Origin of the sequence: Pseudomonas sp. IT-347P, from assembly GCF_949768005.1 — a bacterium.
In the GTDB taxonomy this organism is placed as follows: Bacteria; Pseudomonadota; Gammaproteobacteria; order Pseudomonadales; family Pseudomonadaceae; genus Aquipseudomonas.
On sequence record NZ_CATKPQ010000011.1, the window covers coordinates 815,976 to 834,706 of the forward strand.

An 18,731-nucleotide genomic window follows, 5' to 3' on the forward strand; every position below is an offset into this window, starting at 1 on the left:
ACGTTTCGCTGCCGAAATCACTCAGGCTCAGGCTGAGATCGAGGCAGCGTTGTCTTTTTTTTGAACCCTTTGATGGTGGATGGAGTTATCCCACCGGGCACGTCGCATCCCACTGAGCACGTCCCAACCACCCATCTATCAAGGCTCAAGCAATGAATACTTTAGAGTTCGATGATGCACAAAAAACCAATGGCGACCTGGTTCAGGGTCCGCTGCCGGCCGGCACTATCGCGCCCGACTTCACTCTTCACGCAACCCCTGATCAACAGTTGTCGCTGCGCGAGTTAAAGGGGAACCCCGTGATACTGGCGTTTTATCCCGCTGACTGGACTTCGGTGTGTGGTGACCAACTGACCTTGTACAACCAGTTGTTACCCACCTTCAGAGAATACGGTGCGGTGCTATTGGGTATCTCGGTTGACAGCGCCTGGTGTCATCAGGCCTTTGCCAAAGATCGAAATTTCCACTTCAGCCTGCTGGCCGATTTTGAGCCCAAAGGGGCGGTGGCACGTCAGTATGGAGCGTACGAGTCCCAGCTCGGAGTTTGTAAGAGGGCACTGTTCGTGATTGACAAGGAGGGGGTGGTCGCCTGGAGCTACGTCTCACCAATGGCAATTAACCCTGGGGCGGACGGCATTCTGGATGCGCTGGATGCTCTGGCAAATTCGCCACAAAGCACGCCAACCAAAAATTAACAGGTGATTACATGGCCACTCTCAAAGTCCCGGTAAGTGCCAACGACCATCGCCAGGGGAGTGCGCATGCCAAGGTCACCTTGGTGGAATTTGGCGACTATGAATGTCCCTATTGCGGTGAAGCGTATTGGATGGTCAAGAATCTGCAACAGCATTTTCGCGATGATTTGCTGTTCGTGTTCCGTAACTTTCCTCTGACCACCGCTCACCCGCATGCGCTGGGTGCAGCGGTTACCGCGGAGTATGCCGGGAGTCGAGGGTTCTTCTGGGAGGGTCACGACGAATTGTATGAAAATCAGGATCGATTGGGTCTGCCGCTGTATCGCGCCATTGTTCTAAAACACGGCCTTTCCAGCGAGGAACTCGACGTTGCCATGCGAGAGGACACTTACATCCCCAAAATACAATCCGACTTCAATGGCGGTGTACGCAGCGGCGTGAACGGTACCCCGGCGTTTTACTTTGACGGGCTTCGCTATGACGGGGTCCCAGAGTTCAACGAGATGAGTCAGATAATCGAGCTTCTGTTAGTTCGCGGACGAAATCGCTAGATAGCCACATCGGCCTGGCATCACCCACACCAGAGCCGAGGGCAAACCAGCGTTAGCTTCCTTCTACATTTAAGAGGTGCACTCGGAGCCGGTAGCTAATGAAATCTTTGAAGTATTATGAAAAAAATCGACACGCCACATGGTTGGAGTTGTTTTTCGACCTGACTTTCGTTGTTACGATAGGCCAGGTTACGCATACTCTCGGACATGTTCATGAAGGCCACTTTGAACATAAGCAATTATGGACATTCTTATTGCTTTTTGTACCGTTGTGGTGGATCTGGTCTAGTCACACGATTTACTCCAACAGGTTTGATACAGACAGCAATCTTCACCGTTTGGCAACATTATTCATAATGCTCCTGCTCATTGTGCTATCGGCACGGATCGGGGAAGACCTGGAAGTGAACTACCCGCTTATTATTGCCTGCTATTTTGGCATACGTGCCATCATCAGTATCATGTACATTTCGTCCATAAGTAAATTCGATTCCCGCGGCGAGCTCTCCTCCAGGCTCGGCTTCGCCCTGTTAATTAGCGCAGTCATTAGTCTCTCATCGGTTCTTTTTGACCCGCCTGTGCGTTACCTTGTCGCTTATGTTGGAATTGTTCTCGACATTCTGTTTCCTGTATTTTTCTGGACTAAACTCAAGTCACTGCCAGCCCATACAGAACACTTGGTTGAACGCATAGGCTTGCTCACCATCATCTTGTTGGGTGAGTCAGTGATCAGTCTTTCTGGGGGTTTATCTAACATTCAATGGGATCGTTATAATGTGACGGCGGCAATCACCGGATTCATCATGATTTGCAGTATCTGGTGGATCTATTTTGATAGCTTTTACCTGCTGAGCAAACATCACAGCAGTATGAGTGGGCACGCCTTGATCTACTCGCACCTTTTTCTTTTTATCGGGCTGGCACTCCTGGCGAATTTAATCAGGCATGCGATCCTGAATGACATTGCGATGCGCGATTTCCAGATCATGTCGATCATCGGCATGGCATTATTTTTCCTGGGGAAGCAATATGGCTATTTCATAGCCGTGAGTCGGATAAGGAAATACATACTGCAAAACACCTTGATCGTGTTTTCTTTAGGTGGGTTAGTTATATTTCTACCGCGTGTCGAGTACATATTGGTCGGCCTGACAGTAACCATGATCTGTTATGTTCTCCTGAATTTCAGATATCGTTGAGTCTTGATTATCAGGTCACAGCTCGGGAAAAGTGATCAAGCGGCTGGTCTGCGGCTTGCGCGTTGCCCACAACGTCATTCTCAGTGTCCGAGCGACATGCGTCGCTACCCTTGGTCTCTTTGGGTTTGTAATCCTGGTGTCGTCGACCATAGTTAATAGCCGAATGCCCCTTTTAGCTATTGCGACCAGATAGCACCAGCCGCATCGTAACAACAGGAGCCACGTCATGGTCAAAGTAGCGTTGTTGGTTCGTCTGGAAGCAAAACCTGGGAAAGAGAAAGAGGTGGAGCGCTTTCTCTTGAGCGGCCTTCCTTTAGTGGAGGAGGAGCCAGCCACTACAGCCTGGTTTGGAATCCGCTTGGGGCCGTCCACCTTTGGCATCTTTGACGCATTCCCGGATGAAGCGGGCCGGCAGGCTCATCTTTCGGGCAAGGTCGCGGCGGCGCTTATGGCAAACGCTGCCGAGCTATTTGCCGAAGCGCCATCAATCGAGAAGGTTGACGTCCTTGCGGCCAAGCTACCCGGCTAAGCAAACCCAATAGGAAGCTCCAGTCAGTACAGGGAGGCCCACGATGTATTTTGTGAAAATCAGGATAGCCTGGGCCTGCTGCTGTTCCGGGCGATGATCAATCAAAACACTTGTGAAGATAAATGTCATGGCTAAAGTGCCGTGTCCAGGATTCATGCCATGCTTGCGCGCTCGGTATAAGTGAAAGGATACGCGCGCAAATCGTGTCCAGGGACGGCGTGGAAGCCGCACAGAATCTGCAAGGCAACGTGCTCATCACGGGTTTAGGCTGGGTAGGGTAGATTGTTTGCCGGGCACCGGTCGCTCATGGCGCGAAGATCTCCATCATTGATATAGAACCGGAGGTCATCCGCGCCGTGACACCTTATGGTTTCGTCAAGTGAGCATTCGTCGGCGTAGCAGTGACCGATGTTCAATGAGCTGCCTGACGCGGCTGCACTCCGAACTGCGCAACGATGTGCGTACCCAATTCCTCAATAACTTCCACCGCAGGGCGCTTGCCGTATTTGAGATTGAGAATGACGTGGTCCACGCCGATTTCCTCAAGCGACTCCAGTAAAAATCGTAGATGGTAACGTCCAAGTCTGAACCCCAAATGGATACGTGTGGGTGGCGTTGACGGATTCTCATCGAGATCGATGTACAGCGACTGAGTAAAGGGTTTATACACAGAACCACATTGTTTCGTGACCTCCAGCCGCCAATCTTCCACGACCAGCCGCTGCATGTTCGGAATGCGTGGATAGTTGATCCATCCGTTGCTCTCACGCGCGATCCAATCCAGTGACTGGCGACTGTTGCCGGTCACGAGCATTGGAATGAATTGGGTGGTAGGTTTCGGAATCAGGTCTGCGCCTTGCATTTCACCAGTGCTCCAGTGGATGGGCTCAAAACTGGTGCTGTGGGCGCGGCGAATCACTTCGTAGTGTTCTCGAAAGATCTCTCCACGCCTTTCGGGATCGACGCCAAACGCCGAAAACTCCACTGGCCGATCTCCCGAAGCAACCCCCAGAATCAAGCGACCAGTGCTCAACTGATCGACGCTGGCTGACGCCTTGGCCGTGTGCAGGGGATGGTGCAGCGGGATGGCGATGGAGGCGGTGCCAAGTGCAATCTCCGAGGTATGGGCGGCCATATAACCCAGGTAAACCCAGGGGTCGAAGACTTGGCCGACATCGCCGAAGCCAGGGTCGCGAAGCGGCACGTCGCGAAACCAGAGCGCGCAGAAGCCCAGCGCCTCGGCTTGTTTAGCCAGTGTGACCTGGTTGAGCATGCTCGGAGTGTCCCCGTCGAACGCCTCCATGGGAAAGAATAATCCAAGGCTCAAATGCCCCTGAGTGAAGGTTCGGCTGAACCCTCGATGCTGCTGGTAAGGAATCGTGCTCGGCCGATACATACGGATTGACCTCATGGCAGAACGTGAACAGCGCCCCCGTTTCCAGAGGTGCTGCAGCATCGGTCGCTTTTGAACGGCAGGTGGGGGGACTGGGTCTGGCTTTTACCCGTTGCGCCGTACTGCTGGTCGTGTGGACCGGACTCAGGGGGCCGTTGCTGGCGACAAGCGCGGGTTGGTCCGGGTGGGTGTTAAGCGGACCGTCAAAGGAAGTCAGATCTCTCGGCTCTATACCACCAGATGGGCAAGGCGTTCGAGGAATCATTCTATAAGCGTAGGCGGTTTTGCAGCTCTCCGCCATATTCTAACAATCGAGCCGCTGGCGGGCGAAAGTCGCGTATCGAAGGGAGTTATCGGTCGTTTCCTGCCATTCCAAAACGGCCGCTATTGGCCGATAGCAGTCGCCCATACGCGACTGCTGCCAAATCCGTCCTATCAAGCCTGATCCATCGCCGTCGCCACCCCCTGATCTTCACCCAGAAACCCGCCACTCTGATGCTGCCAGAGCCGCGCATAAATGCCGTTTCTGTTGAGCAACTCAGTGTGCGTGCCTTGCTCGATAATCCGCCCCTCATCCATGACAATCAGTCGATCCATCGCCGCAATCGTCGACAACCGATGCGCAATAGCGATCACGGTCTTCCCCTGCATCATTTCATCAAGACTTTCCTGGATGGCGACTTCGACTTCCGAGTCCAGCGCGCTGGTGGCTTCGTCGAGCAGCAGGATTGGCGCGTTCTTCAGCATCACCCGGGCGATGGCGATGCGTTGGCGTTGGCCGCCGGACAGCTTGATGCCGCGTTCGCCGACCAGCGTGTCGTAGCCGCTGTGGCCTTGCTTGTCGCTCAGTTGGCTGATGAAACCGTCGGCCTGCGCATTGGCGGCGGCGCGGCGGATGTCTTCGTCGGTGGCGTCCGGGCGGCCATAGGCGATGTTGTCGCGAATCGAACGGTGCAGCAGGGACGTGTCCTGGGTGACCATGCCGATCGCGCTGCGCAGACTGTCTTGAGTCACCTGTGCGATGTTCTGCCCGTCGATGCGAATCTCGCCACTGTCGACATCATAGAAACGCAGCAGCAGATTGATCAGCGTCGATTTGCCCGCACCGGAGCGGCCGACCAGACCGATTTTTTCCCCGGCGCGGATGTTCAGGCTCAGGTTGTCGAGGACCTGACGTTCGCCGTTGTAGTTGAAATTGACCTTGTCGAACGTCACCGCGCCGCCAGCCGGCACCAGTACGCCGGCGTTCGGCGCATCCTGCACTTTAGGGCCGCGGGTGAGGGTGGCCATGCCGTCCTGCACCGTGCCGATGTTTTCGAACAGCGACGTCATCTGCCACATGATCCAGTGCGACATGCCGTTGATGCGCAGCGCCATGGCGGTGATCGCCGCCACCGCACCGGTGCCGACCTGGCCCAGATGCCACAGCCACAGGGCATAGCCGCCAGCGCCGATAATCAGTCCGACCACCAGTGCCTGATTGACGATTTCGAACTGGCTGACCAGCCGCATCTGGCGAAAACCGGTGAGCTTGAAATCCTCCATCGCCGCGCGGGCGAAGTGCGCTTCGCGCTTGGAGTGCGAGAACAGTTTTACCGTGGTGATGTTGGTGTAAGCATCGGCAATGCGCCCGGTCATCGACGAGCGCGCATCGGCCTGTTCCTGACCGACTTGCCCCAGGCGCGGCACAAAATACACCATGGCCAGTCCGAACAACGCGACCCAGATAATGAACGGCAGCATCAGTTTCAGGGCAAAGCCGCCGGCCAACGCGATGATCGCAATGAAGTAAACGCCAATGCCCGGTGCGATTTCGATCAAGGTGAACAACACTTCGCGTACGGCCAAAGCGGTTTGCATGACTTTGGTCGTGACCCGCCCGGAGAACTCATCGGAAAAGAACGAAAGGCTTTGCCGCAGCATCAACCGATGGAAGTCCCAGCGCAGCCGCAACGGCAGATTGATCGCCAGTACCTGATGCTGAACCATGGTGCGCAGCGCCACCAGACCGATGCTGATAAACAACACAATGCCGATGCCCCACAGCACACGACTTTCCTGCGCGTTGACACCACCACCGGCCTGCCACGTCGAGAGCAGATCCACGACCTGCCCGAGAAAGGAAAACAGCCACGCTTCGTAGATCGAAACGCCGGCACTGAGCAGCGCCAGCGCGAGGATATAACCGCGCGCGCCACGGGTGCAGGCCCACAGGAACCGCATCAGGCCGACGGGCGGAGGAGGGGCTTCGTCGGGTGGGAATGGGTCGAGCCGTTGTTCAAACACGCGAAGCATTGTGGTCTCCGAAATGATCAGGGTCAGGGGATTCTGCCATTGAATGGCGGCGTTGAGGGGGTGCACGTCAACGGCTTGTCCCCACCCAGTGTTAACGCCCGCATTACCGTGTCGCCCAACCCCACGGATTCCGGGCGCATGCCGATCAGCTAAGCTGTTTACTCAGATGACTTGAGCAGCGAACGATGCAGCGAACAAATCCGGTTTCATGTTGGGAGTCGATGGACAAGGGAAATGTTTAATTTCTTTTTGACGTTTCTGTTCGTGCTGATCCCCACGGCGTCGCTTTCACTCGACAGTTATCTGCGTTACCGAGTGGCCAAAAACAAACCAGTGAGCAAAACGTGGAAGGGCTGCAATCATCTTCTTTCCATCCTGCTGCTCATGCAGTTGTTAGGTCTGGCGCTGTACTTCTTCTACATCGCCTGAGCGTGGCGATTGTCGGTCTTCCAGGGAGAGGAAACATACGTGATCCCGAATTATCGAATTCGCTTCTACTGTTTCATCGCCGCGCTGTTTTGTCTGATTGTGGCGTGGGCCTGCGCTGAACAGTTATACAACGCCGCGACCCTCTGGCAGTTCGACGTGACGACGGGGAGGGGCGTTTCCAAGGTCCGGGAGCACTTGGTCTTCGATCGACAGCCGTGGCGCTTCGGTTTTTATCTGCTGATGACCATCGTCGTTTTCATTGCCGCGACTGGCGCGGGGCTGTGGTTGTGCTCGGGTGTCTGGCGTGGGCGGCGCGCGTTCAAACGCTGGAGCGGGAAATTCCGTTAGGCGCGGGTTCGTTTTGATAGAGGTGGTCGATATGGTGAGTTTAGGGGCCGCACTGTTGGTGATAGGCGTGGGGCTGATTTTGTATGTGTCCGATATGTTCGGGTATTCCAAGTCCGTAAAGGCCGAGCGGGCGCAACTGAAATCCGCACCGTTGCTGACCAGGGAGCAGAGAGGGAAGCGCCGGTATTATCAGTGGGCAGGTGCCGCGAGAGTTATCGGCGGGATGGCAATAGCGGCAGGGCTTTTGATCCTGGCTGTCTTTGCCTGAAAACCCGAATCATCACGCCGAAGCGGCTCATTCAACGAGGCGGTGACGCTTCTCGCGGTTGTGGCGATCCAGCGGCCGCGACGCGCGCTGAAATCCACTTGCGACTGTAGGCCAGCACACCTTGAGCGATGGCCGTGGGAAAGTGAATAAAACCGTGGGGCGAGGAGGGCAGCAGGTACATCTCGACCGGTGCCGATTGCGCCCAGCGCGTGGCGATGTCGAGGGTGTCGTCGCGCAGCGGATCGAGTTCGCCGGCAAACAGCAGCGCCGGCGGGAAGCCGTTGAAGTCGCCGTACAGCGGAGACAGCGGTGGCTGACGGCGCTGTTCGTCGGTCAGCTCCGGCATGAGCAAGCGCAACGCCTCGACCATGCCGGGGCCGTCCAGCACCAGCGTGTCTGCTGGCGCGTTGCGCACGCTTGGCGTGCCGGTCAGGTCGTAGACGCCGTAATACAGCAAGGCGCCGCTGATTCTTTGCAGCAGATCGGGCCATTGTTTCAGCGCCAGCAATGTCGCCGCCGCCAGATGACCGCCCGCCGATTCACCGACCACCACGACGGGCAGACCGGCGAACTCATCGTCATTCAGTAACCAGCGAGTGGCGCAGAGGCAATCCTCCAGCAGGCCTTCGATGGGCGTGGAGACGGCCAGTCGATAATCCACCGAAACCACGGTTACTTGGCAACTGTCGACAATGGCCGCGTTGAAGTTGTCGTTCATCTGCGCATTGCCGATCACCCAGCCGCCACCGTGAAAATCCAGCACCACACCTTTTGCTAGACCTTTGGGACGGATGATCCGCACCGGGACCTTATCGATCAGCCTGCGCTCAGTTGTCAGGCCAAACTTGCGCAACACGCCCGAGCCACCGATCTGGCTGACGCGCAACAGCGCTTGAATTAAGCGTGGCGTCAGGCGATTGCGGATCTTGAAACGCGGCAGCCAGGCAAGTTTTTTGTTGAAGGCGCGTACTTGCGCCAACTCGCGCTCGCCCTGCGGCCACGGTGTTGCACCACCCCAATTGGCATTGCTCATCAGCGGTTCTTGATCAGGATGGAAAAATTCAACGCCGCCGCCACGCACAGCCACGCCAGATAAGGAAACAGGATCAAACCCGTAATCAGGTCCAGTTGTATCGCCAGCACCACCATCGCCGCGACCACCAGCCACAACACGGTGAGAATCACCATCGCCGCCAGCACCTGATGCGCGCCAAAGAACACCGGCGTCCATAGCGTGTTTAGCGCAATCTGCGCCGCCCATAGCGCCAGCACGGTCTGGCTGCCGGGCATCAGGCTCAAACGGTAGCCGGCCCAGGCCAGCAGCAGATAGATGATTGTCCACGCCACCGGGAACGCCCAGTTGGGCGGAGTGAACCCGGGCTTGTTCAGCCCTTCATACCACGGCCCCGGTTTGAACATCACGCCGGTGGTTGCAGCGGCTGCGCAGGCCAGAAGAAAAATAAAAAAGGTCATCGCCAGTCCTTGGCTGATATCAGCCGGTTGGGGGTTTAAGAAAGGGACGCCCCGGTGAGCGAAAAGTTTGCCTTCAAATACAAAATGGTCTGAGGAACGATTCAAGTTGAACTAAAAGCTGACCACTGCGTCAGGATAATCAGTTGCCCTTTCCCTACTGACGCGGATGACCTCATGTACACCTATCACATCGAATACCGGTTCAACGGCGAGCCTCGGACTTTTCTGCTGGAACTCAAGGACCAGCACTTGGCCGAGCACGACGCCGCGATGCATCTGCTGCAACTGCATCTGGGTGACGCGGAAAACAGTTTGATCATGCCCACAGCAGACTCAACACCCGAACAAATCCTCGAACAGGCCGAGCGGGTGGGGATCACCGATATCAAGGTTGTAAGCCAAACCAACTGAAGCGTGATGCATGCGTTCGTGGCGGCCGTGATCCATCGCATGCTGCCTTACAATGCCCACATCCGAATGACCGCGAACTGCAGCTCAACCGTGACACAGTCCCGGCCATCCACCCATTCGTCTTCACGCAGACGGCGTCCGGTATTGGTTTCGCGTTCCCCTTTGGCGATCACCAGAACGAAAAGACGGGTCGGGCATTCGAAGGATCGCAAGCGGTCAACATCGGCGCGCACCGACCAATCGCCCTCCAGGCACTTGGCTTGTGAGACGTCACCCAGGCATTTGATTTCAGCGACCATCGTTGTCGCGCCACTGTCGTCTACTGCGTACAGGTCGGCTTTGCGCCGATCGCCTATCGGCAGGTCAGTCCAGATTTCGACCTCGTCCTCGAACCAGGCGCGAAGACTGATTTCCGCCTGAATCCAGTGTTCGCGGCAACTGTTGAGTTGCAGCACTTGCTCCAGGCTTTTTTCCATGCCGTTAAAGGCTCGTTCAAACAAGCCTAGCCATTGATGAGTATCCATTCACACGTCCTGTGGCAGCCAAACCGGGGATGGGATTATGGACGGATCAGCGACGGCCGAGAACCCCGTACACCCCCCCAAAAAATGTAGGCCTTTGCCTACTGTTTGCGCAGGCACTGCTACGGACCAATCACGCACCCCACGGCCCAATCGCGCAGCCATTTCCATTCAAACCGAAACTGTCATATTCAGTATCACTTGCCTGACCATAGTGACCAGCCCAACGCTTAAACAATGAGGCTGCACTGTGTTTCAACGTCTTCTGTGTTCGCTGTCCGTACTGAGCCTGTCCATCGCCACCGCCCACGCTGTCGAGCCCGTGCCGCTCGACACGCCGCGCCTGCAGGGCATCGACAATTTCCGTGACATCGCCGGCACCACCACTGCGTACACAACGGCCCACGACGGCACGATGCGCAGCGGCGTGTTCTATCGCTCCAGCGCGCTGACGCCAACGGCCAGCGACCTGGCGACCCTCAACAGTCTCGGCATCAAAACCATTTACGACTTGCGCACCCCCAGCGAAATCGCCGCAACGCCCGACACGCTCATCAGCGGGGCGACCTATCAGAACATCGACATTATCGGCAGCACCACCTCCGGCGCGAACATCACCAATATCTCTTTCAAAAGCGCCGCCGACGCCATCGCCATGATGGAGCAGACCAACCGCGCGTTCGTCAGTGACGCTGGCATGCGCGGCCAATTCGGCAAGCTGTTCAATGAACTGGCCAGCGTCGACGCGGCGCAACTGTTCCACTGCACCGCCGGCAAGGACCGCACCGGCTGGACGGCCGCCGTGTTGCAAAGCATCGCCGGTGTCGACAACGCGACGATCATGGCCAACTACCTGGCGACCAACGACTACACCGCCGCCCGCGTCGCCGCCACGTTGAAGGCACTGCCACCGAGCATGGCCGCTATTTACGAGCCGCTGCTTGGTGTGCAGGCCAGCTACTTGCAGGCTGGCCTCGACGAAGTCACCGCCGAATACGGCAGCATGGACAACTACCTCAAGCAAGGCCTCGGCCTGTCGCAGGAAACCGTTTATGTGCTGCGTGGCAAACTGGTCGAATACAACAGCCTGCCGGGTCAGGCCGGGCTGATCGGCAACGCCGCTGCCGGCGCCGAATTGCTCCGCGAGTTGCAGAACACCCGCCTGTCCGGCACCTACAGCGCCTACAACTATTACCTGCAATCGGCCATCGACGCCGGCACCCTCGGCGGTGTCGAGTCGCAAGTTGGCGGCCAGGTTCACGCCGACGCCGCCAGCCACCTGCTGCGGCAGAACGCGATGATCGAACAAGCCGCCGCACCGTTCGCCAGCGGCAGCGACCTCAAAGTTGGCCAATATCGCCTCTGGACCACCGCGCTCGCCGGTTACCTCGGCACCGACGGCTCGGCCCACGCCGACAGCAGCAACGAACACAGCCAAGGCCTGATGGTCGGCATCACCCAACGCTTCAGCGAACAACTCAGTGCACGCGGCGGTTTCGGCTACAGCAAAGGTACGGTCGGCGGCGCGGGGGGCGAAGCCGACACCGACTTCACCTTCCTCAACGTCGGCGCCCGCTACGGCTTCACCAGCCTGGAACAAGGCCTGTTCCTCGACGCCAATGCCAGCGCCGGCTACGTCGATTACGACAGCAAACGCGACCTCGGCGGTGGCCTCGGCACGGCGAAGGGCGACACCCACGGCAACCTCACCGGCGCCACGCTTGCGTTGGGCTACCGCGCGCCAGTCAACGGCATGACCTTCGAGCCTAGCCTCGGTTTCCGTATCAGCCACCTCGAGCTCAACGGCTTCCAAGAGAAGGGCAGCGAACTGTCACTCGACGTCGACGACAACACCGCCACCCGCCGCAGCGCCGTCGCCAACCTCAACGTAGGTTTCGCCCCGGTGACGATGGGCGCATGGCAACTGGTGCCGGGCGTGCAAGTCGGTTACGAACGCACACTGGGCGACAACCAGGTCGACAGCCAAAGCCACCTGCTGGGTCTCGACATCGAACAACGCGCGGCTTTCGATAATCGCGACCAGTTCAGTGGTGGCGTTAACGTCATGGCTAGCCTCGGCGCCCTGACCCTGGGCGCAGAAGTCGGCGCCAATGGAGGCGGCGACAGCCACGGCTTCAACGGCGGCCTCAAGGCCAGCTACGCGTTCTAAAAAACAAAAAAACTGTAGGAGCGAGCCTGCTCGCGAAAGCGTCAGACCAGACAACATCAGTGTTGACTGGCCCACCGCCTTCGCGAGCAAGCTCGCTCCCGCAATTAGCGTTCCAGCTTAAGAACCGATCAATCCCGCCCGCGCAAATCCGCCGGACTCACCCCATAAGCCCCCTGAAAATACCGACAAAACCGCCCCACATTACTAAACCCGAACCGCAACGCAACCTCCGTCACTGACCCCGACTCCCGCCGCTTCAAAACCTCATAAGCCCGCTCCAGCCGCACCTGCCGCTGATACGCCACAATCGACATCCCGACAAACCGCCGAAACCCCTCCTGCAATGCGCGCTGACTCACATGACTTAACCGCGCCAGATCCACACCACTGACCAACTGCTCCGGATGCGCCTGAATAAACTCCACCGCCAACTTCACATGCCGCGGTGCAACCATCGACGTCGGCCGCCGCATCGCCTCGGAAAAGCTATGCGGCCATGCCTCCAGGACCGCATCAATCAACATCTCGCGCAACCGCGACGGCATCAACGTCCCGCTGTTGAGCAACAGATCAAACTCCGTTCCTGTCGCGAGATCGATCAACGCCTTGATCCCCTGAAACGCTGCCGAATTCAGATCCACGCTGGGTTGAAAGACGATCTTCTCCAGAATCGGTTTATCCAACAGCATCGATAACCGCTCGGTGAGCTGGTGGCGATTGATCGACATGCCGTGATGGGCGTGATCATCAGCGAAGCGCATCGATCGGATATCCGCCTTATCGATCGCCAGACCCACGTGCGACACACCGATGGACTCGGTGGCATGGTTGAACACGATCTTGCCGGCAGTGGGGATGACGAACGTGATTTCATCCTGTGGATCGGGGAAGGACACGGTGAAATCACCGTGATAATGCATCCGCCGAAAACTCACGCCATCGTGCCGACCATAAACGCCGCCGATGATGATGTTCGACGGCAGCGGCGGATTGTCGGCATAGCGATTGCCAAACAACTTCGAGAAAAGTGCACCGAAGTCGTCGGAACGCAGATTGTCGGAGCGCAGGATGATTTGCTGGCGAGCGGGAGTCGGAAACACTTGGCGGCTCCTTCGGTTGGGGGGCTCTAGGACTGGGGTATAGGGCAGGGCGCCGAGGAGATTAGCAGAGGCAATATGACGGGTTTGTGACATGCGGAAACATGTCGTAACACCGCCGCACCGCGTTTAAGCGAAGGACACTCGGCAGGCCATGGCCGACATGGCAACCTGCTCGCAACTGTATTCAGCGGATCATTGGAGCGGCAATGCAAGCCAACACACAAACACTCCCCATCACCTTGACCCCGGAACTCGACTTCGACCAAAACGCCGCCAGCGCCTTCGGCGAATCACTGACCCACGAATACACCCAGGCCACGCCTTTCCCGCACATTGTCATCGACAACTTCCTGCAAGCCGACGTCATCGCCAGCATCCGCGAACAGTTCCCGGTCGAACCGACCAATAACGAACAGACCTACGAGCGCGGCTACAAAGGCCAACTCAAACGCCAGATAAGCCCCAACGCCTGCAGTCCGTACCTGAAAAACGTCTTCAACACCTTAAACTCCGCGCCGATGCTGCAATTCCTCGAAAAACTCACCGGCATTCAAGGGCTGATCCCCGACCCTTATTTCGCCGGCGGCGGCCTGCACGAAACCAAAACCGGCGGCTTCCTGGGCGTGCATTCGGATTTCCGGCTGAACAAAAAGCTCAATGTCGAGCGGCGGCTGAACGTGATCATTTACCTGACCGAGGACTGGCAGGAGGCGTACGGCGGCAACCTGGAGCTTTGGGATGTGGGGATGAAGAAGTGCCTGAAGAAGGTGCTACCGGTTTATAACCGGTGTGTGATTTTTAATACGGATAAGGATAGTAATCACGGGCATCCGGAGCCGTTGACTACGCCGGAACATATCACCCGGCGGTCGATTGCGCTTTATTACTACACGGCGAGTGGGGTGGGTGGCGAGCAGGGGCAGAGGAATAAAACGCACTATAAGCCTAGGCCGAAGGATCGTGTCAGTTTGAAGTATTACTTGAATAAATTGTTTAAGAAGAAGGGGTGAGGGGGCTGCGTAATCAGGGACGCAGCCGTTTTTTGGACTGGGTGGTGAGCAGATGGTGCTAGTTCAGATTTTGGCAAAGGCGGACATTTGGCGTTCGCAATATTAAGGCGGTACAGTTAGCCGCATACACCGTCGATGCCCCAAGAGCCTTCGCTCACGCGCTCCTGCTCCTCGATCGAGTCCAAGCGAACCGAGCATTGCGGATAAGCATCCTGGTAATTTTGACGTGAAAATAGGGGGGAACTCATGGACAAGAAAGACACACCGCGTGGTTCAGAACTCGCGAAAGTAATACGATCTGGCGCAATGGGAGACGCAGCAAAGGAATATGTCGAGCTCGGAATAGATGCCTTGCTTGCCTCTGAGGCTGCGAAATCAATCCCGGTTGTTAGCACCATAGCCGGTATCTTCAGCGCGACACTATCTATCAGGGATCACATTTTCGGCGGCAAGCTTCTTCGTTTTCTCAGCGAGCTTTCCGAGATTTCAGAAGAAAAGCGAAATGAAATGCTTCGCAAGCTTGGAGAAAACGACAAGTTCGCGGGAAGAGTAGGTGAGACAATAATCGAAATTCTGGAAAGAATGGAGAGCGCAAAAAAGCCTGAATTGGCAGCAAAATGTTTTGCGGCTTATGCCAGAGAAGAAATTTCGTTTGAAGAGCTTAGCCGCATCCTATTCGCTCTTGAGCGAATCCCGTCCTTTGACATTGACAAAGTTGGTCAATTTTCTAGGGCGAAAATCGAAGATGCAGTCAAAATGGATGAGTCTCTTCTGCTTGCATTTGTGAACGCCGGTCTGGGAATGAACAATGGCGGCCTTGATGGCGGTGCCATTCTCCCGACCAAACTCTGTCAGCTGTTTCTGAAGGCGGGTCTGGTGGCATAATCACGTAGTGGCGTTATGGCGTCCGCCCTACAGCTTTTGGCGAATGATCACCTAACAATGCGCTCAGCCGTTGCTCACTCACTCGTGGGACAGCAAAAAGCGGCGCACTTGTCTGTCCGTTAGATTAATCGTTCGGCGCTTTTGAGGTGACAGAAATGCATCTTTCCTTTCAAATCCAGTTTCAAGACTTGCCTCGCTTTTTGGATCACTGGTCGTCAAAGTACAAATATAAAGGCGAAGAAAAGTACACGGATAACATTGGAAGTCCGTTGACCGAGGAGTCATTGCGGCAACTCTTCGAATGGAAAAATGGAATCGAAAAAATCGCGGGACGGAAGCTTCTAAGCATTGCAGAAAACTACACCACATCCTTCAACGACGATCCGGTAACGCGCTACCTCGATCACAAGCAAAGCGGTAGCGCGATCTGGAATATTTTCTACCTCCATTGCTTATCGCCACGCGAGTGGCCAATTTTCGATCAACATGTCTTCAGAGCCATGCGCTATATGAAGACGGGGAAAATTGAAGAGATTCCAGGAACAAGCAAGCGAAAGTACGAGACCTACCAACAAGAGTACATCCCTTTCTTCAAAGCCTTCGGTGGGATGGAACAGAGGAAAGTTGACATGGCTCTCTTTGCGTTTGGCAAGTTCCTGAAGACGGCGGCGAAGTACGCCTAGCCCTTCCATCAAAGGAGAGGCGTCCGGCAAGCCAGCCGTCTCTCATATCAAACGTTAGGGCCATGGGATCAACGCTGAGAAAAGTAGGGCCAGACCACTTTTTCTAATAGCGGGAAAATAAAGGGGTCAGTTCATAATTTGTCTAAATTGGGCTGTCCTCCCGTATTTCCTTGACCCTCATTTTTTTTCGTCTTACCTTTTTGCGCACATTTCGATATCGGCTTGGGTCATAACTTCTGAATCAATACCTAATCTGTATTTGCAATAGTCTATGATGTCCTGTCTCTGCTCGTTCGTTAATTTTTCTATACGTCGATGATTGCCGTCATTAGCGTGAATGTTAAAAAACTGCACTCGAAAAGTTGGATGCTTTTTAATGAAGAATATCCTATTGATCTCGGCGTCTGAGACTTCATTGTAGAAACCAATATTTAGAATGAGTAGCAGCGACGTTAGAGTAGCGAGTATGAAATATTTCATTCCGCACCTGGCTTAGGTGGCGGTAAAAGTCCGGTCTTAGTTCGGATGTTTCTAACAAGCTCCATGCCAATATTGCCGGGGCAGATTTTCCCTTCGCTCACTTGGCCAGGGTACTCACGGTGGCCACCAAAATTCTTAATAACAAAAACCCCCTTTAAAACATTGATCAAGCGCAGCAACGAATCAATTTGTGTTGCAGGAATGACGTTTGTTGTGCTGACCCCGAAGTACTCCAGTGTTTCCCTTCCTTTCGCTACGATGTCCCCGCCTTCCTCTGCAGTAGTCAGGTTTTCCAAAAGTACAATGCCGATTACACCTGTATTGAAGAGATGAACGTTTGATCCTAAAAATCTGATGTCACGTCCTTCAAGAACCGTTCCGTCACAAGCAATCGCATAGTGATAGCCAATGTCATCAAATCCGTTGCCCATGTGATGAGATTGAACACCTTTCATTTGCTCGGCGCCGCCGGGAGTGCATTCGTATGAGCGGCCTGCATGATGCAGAGCAATCATTGAGTAATCCCAATCCATCTCCATGTCAGGCTTGGCCTTGGCTGCTCCCCAGCTTGAGCGTTCAGTAAAGGTGCCTCCCGATGAGCGGATGTTTTTCATAATGGCTTCCCGTGTCGCCGCTCGATCATCCACTTTCACGGGGATGGGGCACATGAACTCACCGGGCTTTATTTTTTGAGCAGTTGCTTTCGTTGAAAAATTTTCGGCCATTACTGCCCCTCCGATAGTTCGTCAAGCGTTCTTGCTGGCGCACTGAATTTGATATGCAGTGAGATTTTTGAGTCTTTCGATGGGGCTTTTATATGAGCGACGCCACTCGCGTCCGTCACGCCGGTAATCGTCACTCCGTCAACGGTGGCAACATAATCCCTAAGCGCCAATGGCTCGCCCGTTTCGCTGTTAAGAACGCTGAATGATTGACCGAAGGTATTTGGCAGGACTAATGGCAGTGGTGGTGTAAATGGAGCGGGCGTGTGGGAGTTGCCGATTACGATTGTGCCGGAACCGCCGATGACATTGTTGCCGTGGGCGCCGGTGCTACCCAAGGTTGCGGCAGGCAAGCCATTGATGAGAACCGTAGAGGCGACGTCTCCGACAATTGCGCTTCCGCATGCGCTTTTGTCTGTTTGACGTGCGGCAGCTAAGCCGTCGAAGAAAACATCTGGAGATCCAGAGGCTATTGGATTGACCCCATGCCCAGGCAGAGGGCAGGAAGTGGGATCGGTAATACGAGCTGCAGGTTTTCCCGACATCTCAAACATCCTTGTAGAAATTACGTTAGTCGAAGTTTGGCATAAAAGGCAGAGCACGGACCATATGGAATGAAAGGGGAGCTAGCAGGACGAGGCCGCTGAACGTGTGATGATTCGCAAGAACGCATCAACATCACCCATTCTCTTTTCTGGTTGATCCCTCCATGACGACACATCAGCGACGCAATGGAGGGGACTTCGTTACTCCACCGGAACTACGTTATCCAACGCGCGATTCACCGCCAATTCTCCTAACATCACCACCTGCGCAATGCCTTGCAGTGTCTTGCGTGCCGGTCCTTGCACCAGCCCGATAACATCCCCGAGCATCACCGAAGCCGAGCCGAGCGATTCACTGGCATTCACCAGCAGTTCTTCAGTCTTGGTTTTCGGATTGGCGATAAACATCGTGTTGGTTTGGTACGGGGTGCTCATGATTTCTGGTGCGGGACCGAGGTAGTGGGAGAGGGCGCGGTCGACGGCTTCGTTGAATTTCTTTGCGTCGGGGGCTTCGTCGCCCGCGATCGGATCTGTTTCGGGCGGATTCGGCGTTATTTTGAACATAGATGAAACTCCAGGATGAAAAGTGGAGCCATCACTTTCGCTACCAAACGAGGGTGGTGGCCAAACGCAGGTTGGTAGACCGGTCACCTGGATACCCGGCGCGTCCGAAGACGCCCTACGCATGGCCACCATAAACAGCGGACGAAGACGTCCGTGCAAATAGATTTGCGATGCGACAGGTATGCCGGGCTACCAAACCCGATCACTGCTATTCAGTGACCGAACCACAATAGAACCCGCATCCAAGGCGCACAAGCCGGCGGATTCTGGCGTAGTCGTAGGCAACGGCGCAAGGCGTTGTAGGTTGGGATGACGTAACTTGGGGTGTCTTTAAACAAAGCTCAGGAATTGCTTCAACAGGGCAGTTCGAGCTGTTTTTGCGATGTCTTTGTGGACTGGAGGAGCGCGAGGCGTTTCGCGATCCATCGGAGCACGTCCCGTCGCTACAGGGGAATTCAAT

At 55.6% G+C, this 18,731-nt stretch carries 20 protein-coding genes and 1 pseudogene; 12 read left to right on the top strand and 9 right to left on the bottom strand.

The features are described 5' to 3' along the window. The first annotated feature begins 152 nt into the window (after positions 1-152). From ACM6IV_RS07575 to ACM6IV_RS07595, 5 genes and pseudogenes are all read left to right on the top strand, one after another. Positions 153-695, top strand: coding sequence for a redoxin domain-containing protein (locus ACM6IV_RS07575; protein ID WP_414869404.1), 543 nt, complete (start codon positions 153-155; stop codon positions 693-695). An 11-nt stretch (positions 696-706) separates the two neighbouring features. Further along, positions 707-1,246, top strand: coding sequence for a DsbA family protein (locus ACM6IV_RS07580; RefSeq protein WP_414869405.1), 540 nt, complete (start codon positions 707-709; stop codon positions 1,244-1,246). A 98-nt stretch (positions 1,247-1,344) separates the two neighbouring features. Beyond that, positions 1,345-2,445, top strand: coding sequence for a low temperature requirement protein A (locus ACM6IV_RS07585; protein ID WP_414869406.1), 1,101 nt, complete (start codon positions 1,345-1,347; stop codon positions 2,443-2,445). 226 nt (positions 2,446-2,671) lie between these two features. Further along, positions 2,672-2,974 (top strand): putative quinol monooxygenase, encoded by a 303-nt coding sequence (locus tag ACM6IV_RS07590; RefSeq protein WP_414869407.1) that lies wholly within the window; start codon positions 2,672-2,674, stop codon positions 2,972-2,974. A 191-nt stretch (positions 2,975-3,165) separates the two neighbouring features. Continuing rightward, positions 3,166-3,348 (top strand): annotated as a pseudogene (locus ACM6IV_RS07595) (potassium transporter); the annotation flags it as partial. A gap of 38 nt (positions 3,349-3,386) precedes the next feature. On the opposite strand, the gene ACM6IV_RS07600 reads toward ACM6IV_RS07595, so the two are convergent. Then, a complete protein-coding gene (locus ACM6IV_RS07600) occupies positions 3,387-4,370 on the bottom strand; it encodes an LLM class oxidoreductase (RefSeq protein WP_043862986.1) in 984 nt (327 codons plus the stop codon). A gap of 432 nt (positions 4,371-4,802) precedes the next feature. Next, positions 4,803-6,662, bottom strand: coding sequence for an ABC transporter ATP-binding protein (locus ACM6IV_RS07605; protein WP_414869408.1), 1,860 nt, complete (start codon positions 6,660-6,662; stop codon positions 4,803-4,805). 234 nt (positions 6,663-6,896) lie between these two features. Between ACM6IV_RS07605 and ACM6IV_RS07610 the strand changes: the two genes are divergently transcribed. Together ACM6IV_RS07610 and ACM6IV_RS07615 are read left to right on the top strand one after the other, a co-directional pair. Continuing rightward, positions 6,897-7,091, top strand: coding sequence for a hypothetical protein (locus tag ACM6IV_RS07610; RefSeq protein ID WP_414869409.1), 195 nt, complete (start codon positions 6,897-6,899; stop codon positions 7,089-7,091). 39 nt (positions 7,092-7,130) lie between these two features. Next, a complete protein-coding gene (locus ACM6IV_RS07615; RefSeq protein ID WP_414869410.1) occupies positions 7,131-7,439 on the top strand; it encodes a hypothetical protein in 309 nt (102 codons plus the stop codon). A 299-nt stretch (positions 7,440-7,738) separates the two neighbouring features. On the opposite strand, the gene ACM6IV_RS07620 is transcribed toward ACM6IV_RS07615, so the two are convergent. Together ACM6IV_RS07620 and tspO are read right to left on the bottom strand one after the other, a co-directional pair. Beyond that, a complete protein-coding gene (locus tag ACM6IV_RS07620) occupies positions 7,739-8,740 on the bottom strand; it encodes an alpha/beta hydrolase (RefSeq protein WP_414869411.1) in 1,002 nt (333 codons plus the stop codon). Then, a complete protein-coding gene (gene tspO / locus ACM6IV_RS07625) occupies positions 8,740-9,180 on the bottom strand; it encodes a tryptophan-rich sensory protein TspO (RefSeq protein WP_414869412.1) in 441 nt (146 codons plus the stop codon). The genes ACM6IV_RS07620 and tspO overlap by 1 nt, the downstream gene beginning before the upstream one ends. Positions 9,181-9,354: 174 nt before the next feature. Between tspO and ACM6IV_RS07630 the strand changes: the two genes are divergently transcribed. Further along, positions 9,355-9,591 carry a hypothetical protein gene (locus ACM6IV_RS07630; protein WP_414869413.1) on the top strand — a complete coding sequence of 79 codons (237 nt, stop codon included), beginning with the start codon at positions 9,355-9,357 and terminating at the stop codon, positions 9,589-9,591. Between the two features lie 47 nt (positions 9,592-9,638). Here the strand turns inward: ACM6IV_RS07630 and ACM6IV_RS07635 are convergent, their stop codons facing one another. Next, positions 9,639-10,115 (bottom strand): hypothetical protein, encoded by a 477-nt coding sequence (locus ACM6IV_RS07635; RefSeq protein WP_414869414.1) that lies wholly within the window; start codon positions 10,113-10,115, stop codon positions 9,639-9,641. 247 nt (positions 10,116-10,362) lie between these two features. Here ACM6IV_RS07635 and ACM6IV_RS07640 point away from each other — a divergent pair, with 247 nt between their 5' ends. Next, positions 10,363-12,282 carry a tyrosine-protein phosphatase gene (locus ACM6IV_RS07640; protein WP_414869415.1) on the top strand — a complete coding sequence of 640 codons (1,920 nt, stop codon included), beginning with the start codon at positions 10,363-10,365 and terminating at the stop codon, positions 12,280-12,282. A gap of 128 nt (positions 12,283-12,410) precedes the next feature. Here ACM6IV_RS07640 and ACM6IV_RS07645 read toward each other — a convergent pair whose 3' ends face one another. Further along, positions 12,411-13,382, bottom strand: coding sequence for a helix-turn-helix domain-containing protein (locus tag ACM6IV_RS07645; protein ID WP_414869416.1), 972 nt, complete (start codon positions 13,380-13,382; stop codon positions 12,411-12,413). A gap of 206 nt (positions 13,383-13,588) precedes the next feature. On the opposite strand from ACM6IV_RS07645, the gene ACM6IV_RS07650 reads away from it, so the two are divergent. The 3 genes from ACM6IV_RS07650 (at position 13,589) to ACM6IV_RS07660 (ending at position 15,960) form a co-directional block, all read left to right on the top strand. Further along, a complete protein-coding gene (locus tag ACM6IV_RS07650; protein ID WP_414869417.1) occupies positions 13,589-14,392 on the top strand; it encodes a 2OG-Fe(II) oxygenase in 804 nt (267 codons plus the stop codon). Positions 14,393-14,638: 246 nt separating this feature from the next. Further along, positions 14,639-15,277, top strand: coding sequence for a hypothetical protein (locus tag ACM6IV_RS07655; RefSeq protein ID WP_414869418.1), 639 nt, complete (start codon positions 14,639-14,641; stop codon positions 15,275-15,277). Positions 15,278-15,432: 155 nt separating this feature from the next. Beyond that, the gene (locus ACM6IV_RS07660; RefSeq protein ID WP_414869419.1) at positions 15,433-15,960 is read left to right on the top strand and encodes a hypothetical protein; all 528 of its coding nucleotides are present in this window, start codon (positions 15,433-15,435) and stop codon (positions 15,958-15,960) included. A 476-nt stretch (positions 15,961-16,436) separates the two neighbouring features. On the opposite strand, the gene ACM6IV_RS07665 is transcribed toward ACM6IV_RS07660, so the two are convergent. From ACM6IV_RS07665 to ACM6IV_RS07675, 3 genes are all read right to left on the bottom strand, one after another. Then, the gene (locus tag ACM6IV_RS07665) at positions 16,437-17,165 is read right to left on the bottom strand and encodes an N-acetylmuramoyl-L-alanine amidase (RefSeq protein ID WP_414869420.1); all 729 of its coding nucleotides are present in this window, start codon (positions 17,163-17,165) and stop codon (positions 16,437-16,439) included. After that, positions 17,165-17,707 carry a PAAR domain-containing protein gene (locus tag ACM6IV_RS07670; RefSeq protein WP_080762066.1) on the bottom strand — a complete coding sequence of 181 codons (543 nt, stop codon included), beginning with the start codon at positions 17,705-17,707 and terminating at the stop codon, positions 17,165-17,167. Before ACM6IV_RS07670 ends, ACM6IV_RS07665 begins: the two co-directional genes overlap by 1 nt. Positions 17,708-17,908: 201 nt before the next feature. Then, positions 17,909-18,271, bottom strand: a complete 363-nt coding sequence (locus ACM6IV_RS07675; RefSeq protein ID WP_414869421.1) for a DUF6124 family protein — start codon at positions 18,269-18,271, stop codon at positions 17,909-17,911. Positions 18,272-18,731: the final 460 nt, after the last annotated feature.

Coding starts and splice junctions, on each gene's coding strand:
- ACM6IV_RS07575 (WP_414869404.1), top strand. CDS start 153: ATGAATACTTTAGAGTTCGATGATGCACAAAAAACCAATGGCGACCTG.
- ACM6IV_RS07630 (WP_414869413.1), top strand. CDS start 9,355: ATGTACACCTATCACATCGAATACCGGTTCAACGGCGAGCCTCGGACT.
- ACM6IV_RS07650 (WP_414869417.1), top strand. CDS start 13,589: ATGCAAGCCAACACACAAACACTCCCCATCACCTTGACCCCGGAACTC.
- tspO (WP_414869412.1), bottom strand. CDS start 9,180: ATGACCTTTTTTATTTTTCTTCTGGCCTGCGCAGCCGCTGCAACCACC.
- ACM6IV_RS07660 (WP_414869419.1), top strand. CDS start 15,433: ATGCATCTTTCCTTTCAAATCCAGTTTCAAGACTTGCCTCGCTTTTTG.
- ACM6IV_RS07600 (WP_043862986.1), bottom strand. CDS start 4,370: ATGTATCGGCCGAGCACGATTCCTTACCAGCAGCATCGAGGGTTCAGC.
- ACM6IV_RS07610 (WP_414869409.1), top strand. CDS start 6,897: ATGTTTAATTTCTTTTTGACGTTTCTGTTCGTGCTGATCCCCACGGCG.
- ACM6IV_RS07675 (WP_414869421.1), bottom strand. CDS start 18,271: ATGTTCAAAATAACGCCGAATCCGCCCGAAACAGATCCGATCGCGGGC.
- ACM6IV_RS07620 (WP_414869411.1), bottom strand. CDS start 8,740: ATGAGCAATGCCAATTGGGGTGGTGCAACACCGTGGCCGCAGGGCGAG.
- ACM6IV_RS07590 (WP_414869407.1), top strand. CDS start 2,672: ATGGTCAAAGTAGCGTTGTTGGTTCGTCTGGAAGCAAAACCTGGGAAA.
- ACM6IV_RS07605 (WP_414869408.1), bottom strand. CDS start 6,662: ATGCTTCGCGTGTTTGAACAACGGCTCGACCCATTCCCACCCGACGAA.
- ACM6IV_RS07580 (WP_414869405.1), top strand. CDS start 707: ATGGCCACTCTCAAAGTCCCGGTAAGTGCCAACGACCATCGCCAGGGG.
- ACM6IV_RS07665 (WP_414869420.1), bottom strand. CDS start 17,165: ATGGCCGAAAATTTTTCAACGAAAGCAACTGCTCAAAAAATAAAGCCC.
- ACM6IV_RS07585 (WP_414869406.1), top strand. CDS start 1,345: ATGAAATCTTTGAAGTATTATGAAAAAAATCGACACGCCACATGGTTG.
- ACM6IV_RS07655 (WP_414869418.1), top strand. CDS start 14,639: ATGGACAAGAAAGACACACCGCGTGGTTCAGAACTCGCGAAAGTAATA.
- ACM6IV_RS07670 (WP_080762066.1), bottom strand. CDS start 17,707: ATGTCGGGAAAACCTGCAGCTCGTATTACCGATCCCACTTCCTGCCCT.
- ACM6IV_RS07635 (WP_414869414.1), bottom strand. CDS start 10,115: ATGGATACTCATCAATGGCTAGGCTTGTTTGAACGAGCCTTTAACGGC.